The sequence below is a fragment of the Caballeronia sp. M23-90 genome, assembly GCF_053574605.1.
On sequence record NZ_JBSIPA010000021.1, the window covers coordinates 24618 to 32971 of the forward strand.

The 8354-nt window shown below is 60.9% G+C and carries 7 protein-coding genes; 4 read left to right on the forward strand and 3 right to left on the reverse strand.

The features are described 5' to 3' along the window. Positions 1–231 precede the first annotated feature (231 nt). The gene (locus tag ACRXB1_RS04195) at positions 232–1353 is read left to right on the forward strand and encodes a LysR family transcriptional regulator (RefSeq protein WP_449491198.1); all 1122 of its coding nucleotides are present in this window, start codon (positions 232–234) and stop codon (positions 1351–1353) included. A 92-nt stretch (positions 1354–1445) separates the two neighbouring features. Here ACRXB1_RS04195 and ACRXB1_RS04200 read toward each other — a convergent pair whose 3' ends face one another. The 3 genes from ACRXB1_RS04200 to dprA form a co-directional block, all read right to left on the reverse strand. After that, positions 1446–4088, reverse strand: a complete 2643-nt coding sequence (locus tag ACRXB1_RS04200; protein WP_086381431.1) for a DNA topoisomerase III — start codon at positions 4086–4088, stop codon at positions 1446–1448. 214 nt (positions 4089–4302) lie between these two features. Next, entirely contained in the window at positions 4303–4680 is a 378-nt protein-coding gene (locus tag ACRXB1_RS04205; protein WP_062168554.1) for a thioredoxin family protein, read from the reverse strand. 93 nt (positions 4681–4773) lie between these two features. After that, positions 4774–6060 (reverse strand): DNA-processing protein DprA, encoded by a 1287-nt coding sequence (gene dprA / locus ACRXB1_RS04210; RefSeq protein WP_449491199.1) that lies wholly within the window; start codon positions 6058–6060, stop codon positions 4774–4776. A gap of 212 nt (positions 6061–6272) precedes the next feature. On the opposite strand from dprA, the gene def reads away from it, so the two are divergent. The 3 genes from def to ACRXB1_RS04225 all read left to right on the forward strand — a co-directional run. After that, entirely contained in the window at positions 6273–6776 is a 504-nt protein-coding gene (def, locus tag ACRXB1_RS04215; protein ID WP_062168559.1) for a peptide deformylase, read from the forward strand. A 49-nt stretch (positions 6777–6825) separates the two neighbouring features. Further along, complete coding sequence (gene fmt, locus ACRXB1_RS04220; RefSeq protein WP_062168561.1) at positions 6826–7818, forward strand: methionyl-tRNA formyltransferase; 993 nt, start codon at positions 6826–6828, stop codon at positions 7816–7818. A gap of 209 nt (positions 7819–8027) precedes the next feature. Beyond that, the coding region (locus ACRXB1_RS04225) for a M48 family metalloprotease (protein ID WP_449491200.1) at positions 8028–8354 on the forward strand (327 nt) is incomplete at its 3' end.

Consider the following 8354-nt stretch of genomic DNA (forward strand, 5'->3'; position numbering starts at 1 on the left):
AAAATTGCCTGAGCCAGCTTTTCAGAATTCGCGTGCACCTGTTTGGACCGCCCTCACGTTCTATTTTTAGCAACAATCCATCCTCTTTCACCTTACTGCTTGGTAAAGTCGAAATCTTTTGTCGGAAAAAGTTGAATTTCCGGCAACTTCTGCACGAAAACGCGAGTCCTAGGATAATTCCGAATTGCTTCAGGAATTTAAAAGAGGCCGTCTAGCAGCAGGAGTAGTCTCATGGATCATTTGCAGTCGATGAAAGTATTCGTCCGAGTGGCGGATCTTGGCAGTTTTGCTCGCGCAGCCGGCGCAATGGATATCTCCAACGCCGTGGCGACGCGCCATATCGCGGATCTGGAAGGGCGGCTTGGCACCCGTCTGCTCAACCGCACGACGCGCAGCCTGTCGCTGACCGAGTCGGGGCAGGTGTACCTGGAACGTGCGCGGCAGATTCTCGATGAGCTCGAAGACGTCGAGCAGATGGTCGTGGCACGCAACCACGAGCCGGTCGGATCGCTACGAATCGTCGCACCGGTCGTATTCGGGCTGCACAACCTCGCGCCCGTGCTGCAGACGTACGCGCAGCGCTACCCGAAGGTCGTGCCCGACGTGACACTGGTCGACCGGCAGGTCGATCTCGTGGAAGAAGGTTTCGACGTGGGCATTGTGATTGCGCGCCAGATGCGCAGCGCGAGCATCGTCACGCGGCGCCTGACGACCGGCTGCCTGACCGTCTGCGCAACGCCCGCGTATCTCGAAAAGCATGGCGTGCCTGCGCGGCCTGAAGACCTGGCTGAACATCCGTCGCTGAGCCTGCCATCGGAGTATTTCGGCGATGAACGCGTGTTCACCGGTCCGGAAGGCGAAGTTCGCGTGCGGCCGACGAACGTCATCGTTGCGAACAATACCGAGATGCTGCGCCAGTTCGCGCTGCTCGGCATGGGCATCGCGATCCTGCCGAGCTACCTGATCGGCAACGACACCACGCGCGGCAAGCTGGTCAGGCTTCTCGGCGACTACAGGCTGCCGCAGGTCGAGATCAACGTGGCGTATCCGAGCCGTCGGCACTTGCCGGCGAAGGTGCGGACGTTCATCGATCACTTGGTCGAGCATTTCAGCAAGACGCCGAATCATCAGCTTGGCGAGCAATGGGCGAAGGACGGCGCGTTGCAGCCGGGTTCTCCCGCCATCAACGACGCCGACAGCGAGCCTCTGGTCGCGCACGCGGCCTACGCTGAAGCGGAAGGCGGCGAGCGTTACGACTCGCGTCCCACAGCCCCCGCCGATGACAGCAAGCCCAGCAGCAAGCCGGTCAAGCCGCGCACGCGCTCGCCACTTTCAATGCCATCGCCGTTCTGACATGGCAAGCGTCATACGTTCGACAATGCCGGAAAGCAAAAAGCCCGCGAGCGAATCGCGGGCTTTTTTCATTACACCGGCCTTCTGACAACCTAACTCGCGGTCTTCCGGGCCGGCGCCTTCTTGGCCGCAGCCTTCTTTGCGGGCGCTTTCTTCGCCGCAACCTTCACGGTCGTTTTCTTTGCCGCGACTGCCACGTCGCCATCACCTTCGTCTTCCGCTTCTGGCGCTGCAGCCGCCGCACCGCGTTTGACAGCGGTCTTCGCACCCGGCTTCGGTTCCTTCTTCTCAAACTCGAAGCCGATCTTGCCGTCCGGCTGCTTCACGAGGAACGCTTTGAAGTTCCGACCCGTACGCGACGACTTGAAGCCCGTCAGCAAGTCCGTGCGTCCTTCCTCGAGCAACTTCGTCATCTGCTCGCGCGACATTTCCTGCTGCAGGATCACCTTGCCCGAGCGGAAATCGCAGGTCTTCGGATTTGCGACCGAGTTCTCGCAGATATAGCTCATGCCGTGCTCGTAGACCTTCGACTGACACTTCGGACATGCGCCAACCGGCGTCTGCTCCGAGAAGTCCACCGGCTCGCCGTCTTCGCCGCCTGAATCCTGACCGAAGTCGAACTCGAGCTTCCAGTTCTTGATTTCGTCGTCGAACCCCAGCTTCAGGATTGCCGAGAACGGCCGTCCCATCTTGCTGCGAAAACCCGACAACGGCCCGATGGTCTTGTCCTTGATCAACTGCTCGACTTCAGGAATCTCGAACTGGCGTCCGCCGGGGATCTTCGACATGGAGAATTCGCACTTCGTACAAGCGAATCGCCGATAGTTCTCCTTGATCTGACTGCCGCAATTCGGGCACGGCGTCTCCAGCGTCGCATAGTCGCCGGGAATCGTGTCCGAATCGTATTCCTTCGCGCGCTTCACGATGGTCTGTGTCATGCGCGCGATTTCCTGCATGAACTCGTCGCGCGGGAGCTTGCCACGTTCCATCTGCGACAGCTTGTGCTCCCACTCGCCAGTCAGCTCCGGTGCGGTCAGTTCCTCGACGCCCAGGCCACGCAGCAAGGTCATCAACTGGAACGCCTTGGCCGTCGGAATCAGCTCGCGGCCCTCGCGCACCATGTACTTCTCGCCCAACAGCCCTTCGATGACCGCCGCCCGCGTAGCCGGCGTTCCCAGCCCCTTCGCGGCCATTGCCTCGCGCAATTCCTCGTCTTCAATGAGCTTGCCCGCGCCTTCCATGGCCGAAAGCAACGACGCTTCGTTGTATCGGGCGGGCGGTTTCGTCACGAGGCCGTGTGCCGCGACCTTTTCGACGTCGACCTTCTCGTCCTTCTGCACCTGCACGAGATTGGCTTCTTCGCCGCCCACTTCCTTGCCATAAACCTGCAACCAGCCCGGTTCGACAAGAACCTTGCCTTCGGTCTTGAAGTGATGCCCCGCAACTTCGGTGATCCGCGTGGTGACCAGGTATTCCGCTGCCGGGAAAAACACCGCCAGGAAGCGCTTCACGACGAGGTCGTACAGCTTCTGCTCCGGTTCCGACAACGCCTTCGGCGCCTGCAGCGTCGGGATGATGGCGAAGTGATCGCTGATCTTGGAGTTATCGAAGATGCGCTTGTTCGGCTTCACCCAGCCCTTGTCCAGCACCTGCTTTGCGTGCGGCAAGTAGTTGTTGCTCTCCTTCAGCATGGCGAGCGTGTCTTTCACCGTCGGAATGTAATCCTCCGGCAGCGCGCGCGCGTCGGTACGCGGGTAGGTCAGCACCTTGTGTTTTTCGTACAGCGCCTGCGCCAGGCCGAGCGTGTTCTTCGCCGAAAAACCGAAACGGCCGTTGGCCTCGCGCTGCAGGCTGGTCAAGTCGAACAGCAAGGGCGACATCTGCGTGGACGGCTTCGCTTCTTCCGTCACTGTGCCGGTCTTGCCGCGACAAGCTGCAACGATCGATTCCGCCGCGGGCAGCGCCCACAGACGTGAGTCGCGCTGCTCGGGGTCGCCCTCGACGCGCTTGAACTTCGGGTCGAACCAGCGCCCTTCGTAGATTCCCTTCGCCGCAACGAACTCGGCGCGCACTTCCCAATAGTCGCGCGGCACGAAGCGGCGAATCTTTTCTTCGCGTTCCACGACAATAGACAACGTTGGCGTCTGGACGCGGCCAACGGTCGTCAGGAAGAAACCGCCGCCCTTGCTGTTGAACGCGGTCATTGCGCGCGTGCCGTTGATGCCGACCAGCCAGTCTGCCTCGGAGCGGCAACGGGCGGCATCGGCGAGAGGCTGCATGTCAGCGTCGCTGCGCAAATTTGCGAAACCATCGCGGATGGAACCGGCCGTCATGGATTGCAGCCACAGGCGCTGCACCGGCTGCTTGGCCTTCGCGTGCTGCGCGATCAGGCGAAAAATCAGCTCGCCTTCGCGCCCGGCGTCGCAGGCGTTGATCAGGCGGTCGATGTCCTTGCGCTTGAGCAGCTTGGTCAGCACCTTCAGGCGCGATTCGCTTTTTGCGATTGGATTCAGGTCGAAATGTGGCGGAATCACCGGCAGATTGGCGAAACTCCACTTGCCGCGCTTGACCTCGTATTCCTCGGGCGCGGCGATTTCCAGCAGATGGCCCACCGCCGACGACAGCACGTAGTCGTCGCTCTCGTAATATTCGTCATGCTTCGCGAAACCGCCCAAAGCGCGCGCGATGTCGTTCGCGACAGAAGGCTTTTCAGCAATGATCAGGGCTTTGGACATGACTCGATTCTAGTTAGGGACTGGCATGAGGCCGGGTAACAGCGGCTTGCGCCACCGTGGTTCGGGCTCGTTAACGTCCGCTTTATAGCATATGGCGTGCGGCGCGCGGTTTGGCATTTAGCGAAACGCGGGCTGCCGGACGGTGAATGTGGGCGCTTCGTGATGCAACCGCCTGAGGCGTTTCAGCTTGTGAGTGCGCTTGCCTGAACCTGGTCTAGGCGGCGACCAGCGCAGGACGTATTTTTGGCGCGCCAGCCATGCCCGGCAATGCGCTCAAGTCCGTCAACATCCTTGCAACGATGGACGTTTGCGGCAAAACCGTGCCAAAAAACCGCGTGGTAACAGCGTCCTCGATCAATATGGTCGGGAAGTTCTCCACATCGAGATCGTCGAACCGGTCCGCCTGGTTTTCAATATCGATCCATGCGAAGCAGATGTCCGGATGAGCATCGGCAAGCTTGTCAAACCCCTCCCGATAATCCCGGCAGGTCCCGCACCACTCGGCGCACAAGCACGCAACGAGCAGTGTGCCGGCGCTTGCCATGCGCTCGGCAATCCGGTCGGCGTCGGTGTCGAGGTTCAGCGCGGGCATGTTTCCTTACGGTCCTTTCCTGAGCGGCGTGAAGATTTGATGCGACGTAGCAAACGTCTGATTTTGTGGCGAATGTAGCATGACGTCAGAAGATCAGCGTTCGAGGCGGGTAAATCGGCCGCCGGGCAATGCACCTATTCGCCCTGACATTTCAAGTTGCAGCAACAGGCTTTGCAGCGTGGCGCCATTCATTTCGGTCCGTTCAGCAAGAATTTCAAGCGTGGCCGGGGAATGGCCCAGGGCATCGAGCAGACGGGCGGCGTCGGGATCTTCGACTTTCGCCGATGCCCACGACGCCGTCGCCGGCTGGCTGACCCGGGGGCTTTGTAGCGCCAGCGCAAACTCGCCTTCAGCCGCTTCCCGCTCGCCGGGGTCTTTGGCAACACGCGCCTTGCCGCGTTTGCGTCCCTTCGGCGCGACGTCCGCTTCGGTTTCTATCTTGAAACCGAACTCTTCGAGAATGTCTTCCGGCGTCTCAACCAGTTTTGCTCCCTGCTTGATCATCCGATGACACCCGCGCGCAAGCGGCGCGTGGACCGATCCGGGCAGGGCGAAGACGTCACGCCCCATTTCGTTCGCGAGTCGAGCTGTGATCAGCGATCCCGAGCGCATCGCGGCTTCGACAATGAATACGCCGCTCGAAAGCCCGGCGATGAGCCGGTTGCGCTGCGGGAAATTCGCCGACCGGGCCGGCGTGCCGAGCGGCCACTCGGAGACAATCGTGCCGTTTGCCGCGATTTCGTGCGCCAGCGCGTGGTGCGATGACGGATAAACCAGATCCGCGCCCGTCCCGATGACCGCGATCGTCCCGCCCGTGCCGCTCATGCCGCCCCGATGCGCGGCAGCATCGATACCGAGCGCAAGTCCCGATACGACCGCGAGGCCAGCATTGGAAAGCGCGTGCGCGAACCGGTTCGCGTCTTCAATACCTTGGGGCGTTGCGCTCCGGCTGCCGACAATGGCAACAGCGCGCGATTGCAACAAATCGAGCCGTCCCTTTACATATAGCAAGGGAGGCGGATCGGGCATGGTCAGGAGCGCCGGCGGGTACGCGGTATCGGCGAGCGTGACGATCGAATTCCCTTCGATGGACGCCCATTCCAGCGTCCGACCAAGGCATTCGTCGAAGGTGCCGAGTTCTGAAGATGGCGGCGGCGCGACGACCGCTCGCGCCGCTTTCTCCCCTGCGATGGCTGCCAGCGCCCCGAACGACTGGTCCAGCACCGCGTGCGGACTGCCGAATTCCGCGAGCAACGCGCGCAACGCGATGGGCTGCAAGCCGCCTGCATTCGCAAGGCGCAGCCAGGCCGAAACATCGTTCGGATCAGTTACGCCCAAGCGGGGCGCAGCGGCGGTCGTCGGCAACAGGAAAGGCGTCATGTTAAAATTTTCACATACCGAAATAGAAAAGCTTGACCGAGCGGGCACATTGGAAGACGCAGGGACAAGGCGTTGCCGCAAGATCCGCGGCGCTGAACCGGCATTGAATCGACAGGATTCAGCCCAATCATCTTCTCGATACCGGCAATCTTTTACAACCTGGCCGAATGGCCGACTATCGCGCGCTGCGGCGTGCATCGATAATCTGAATCATGGCTCTGCTACACATACTCACCTACCCGGACAAGCGGCTCCACAAGGTCGCAAAACCCGTAGAAGTCGTCGATGACCGGATTCGCAAGCTCGTCGCGGACATGGCCGAAACCATGTACGCGGCGCCGGGCGTCGGCCTTGCCGCGACCCAGGTCGACGCGCATGAACGCGTGATCGTGATCGACGTCTCGGACACGCATGACCAGCTTCAGGCATTTATCAACCCTGAAATCATCTGGTCGAGCGACGAGAAGAAGGATCACGAGGAAGGCTGTCTGTCCGTGCCGGGCATCTACGACTTTGTTGAGCGGCCTGAGCAAGTGCGCGTGCGAGCGCTGAACGAGAAGGGCGAGACGTTCGAGATCGACTGCGAGGGTCTGCTCGCGGTGTGCATCCAGCACGAAATGGATCACCTGACGGGACGTGTGTTTGTTGAGTACCTGTCGTCGCTCAAGCAGACGCGGATTCGCGGCAAGATGAAAAAGCTCGAAAAGGCGCTGTGACGCGCCGGTTCACGAAGTTCGATGTGGAATTTTGCAGGTTGGTGAATCGATGACTCAATCGCTGCGTGTCGTGTTTGCAGGAACGCCTGAATTTGCGGCCGCCGCGCTGGCCGCCATTCACGCTGCCGGTTTCCAGGTGCCACTCGTGCTGACTCAACCTGACCGCCCCGCCGGGCGCGGCATGAAGCTCGCCACGAGTCCCGTGAAGCGCTTTGCACTCGAGCATGCTCTTGAAGTCGCCCAGCCTACGTCCTTGCGGCGCAACGGCAAGTACCCGGAAGAAGCGGCTGCGGCTATCGAACGGCTGAAAAACACGCCGCACGACGTCATGGTGGTTGCGGCCTACGGGCTGATCCTGCCGCAGGAAGTGCTCGATATCCCGCCGCTTGGCGCAATCAACATTCACGGATCGTTGTTGCCGCGCTGGCGTGGCGCGGCGCCCATTCATCGGGCGATTGAAGCGGGTGACGCTGAGACAGGCATCACCCTCATGCAAATGGATGCCGGTCTCGACACGGGCGCGATGATCCGCGAAGGGCGGATCGCGATCTCGCCGCACGACACGACAGCGACGCTGCATGACCGCATGGCGCAACTGGGTGCGGATCTCGTAGTCGATGCCCTGCGCGATCTCGAACGCAACGGCTCGCTGCCCTCCACACCCCAGCCGCAAGACGGCGCGACCTACGCTGAAAAGATCGCGAAGCATGAAGCCGCGCTCGACTGGCGTCGTCCGGCGAGCATGCTGGCACGGCAGATTCGCGCGTTCGATCCGTTTCCCGGTGCGTTTGGAACCATCGACGGCGTCGCGGTGAAGATCTGGGCGGCCGAACCCATTGAGTTCGAAGCGAACGAAGATGCAGGCGTGATCGTGGATAGTGGCGCAGAAGGGGTAATCGTGGCTTGCGGTCAGGGCGCGTTGCGCGTCACGCAACTGCAAAAACCGGGCGGCAAACGCCTGCCGGTGCGCGAGTTCCTCGCTGGATCGCCTATTGTTAAAGGACAGCGCTTCGAGCTTCGCGAAGTCGCGCCGGGCGCCTGAAGTCGCTGCAGCCGGTAACTCACGCAGCGGCCCCGTGTCTTCTTCGTGACCGGAGGCGCATTCGTTGCCACCAATAATTGAATTATTCCGCAATGCCCTTATCTAACATTTTGCTTACAGTACATGATCGATCGATTCGGTCAGGCAAATGGGCCGACATGGCCGATCGCGCTATATGCGCATTGATATCTGGGTAAGGAGTTCAAGACATGTTCAATTGGGTCAAAACCGCGATGCTGATGGCAGCGATCACGGCCCTTTTTGTCGTGATTGGTGGAATGATCGGCGGCAGCAAAGGAATGGCGCTCGCGCTGGTCGTCGCTCTCGCGATGAATTTTTTCTCGTACTGGTTCTCCGACAAGCTCGTGCTGAAGATGTACAACGCACGGGAAGTCGACGAAGCCACCGCGCCGCAGTTCTACCGGATGGTGCGCGAACTGGCGACCCGGGCGCAGTTGCCCATGCCGAAGGTGTATCTCATCGACGAAGCCGCGCCTAACGCGTTCGCCACTGGCCGCAACCCGGAGCACGCGGCA

Excerpts from the sequence above, each read along its gene's own strand:
- ACRXB1_RS04205 (WP_062168554.1), bottom strand. The coding sequence starts at position 4,680 with ATGCCCGCGCTGAACCTCGACACCGACGCCGACCGGATTGCCGAGCGC.
- dprA (WP_449491199.1), bottom strand. The coding sequence starts at position 6,060 with ATGACGCCTTTCCTGTTGCCGACGACCGCCGCTGCGCCCCGCTTGGGC.
- ACRXB1_RS04195 (WP_449491198.1), top strand. The coding sequence starts at position 232 with ATGGATCATTTGCAGTCGATGAAAGTATTCGTCCGAGTGGCGGATCTT.
- fmt (WP_062168561.1), top strand. The coding sequence starts at position 6,826 with ATGACTCAATCGCTGCGTGTCGTGTTTGCAGGAACGCCTGAATTTGCG.
- def (WP_062168559.1), top strand. The coding sequence starts at position 6,273 with ATGGCTCTGCTACACATACTCACCTACCCGGACAAGCGGCTCCACAAG.
- ACRXB1_RS04200 (WP_086381431.1), bottom strand. The coding sequence starts at position 4,088 with ATGTCCAAAGCCCTGATCATTGCTGAAAAGCCTTCTGTCGCGAACGAC.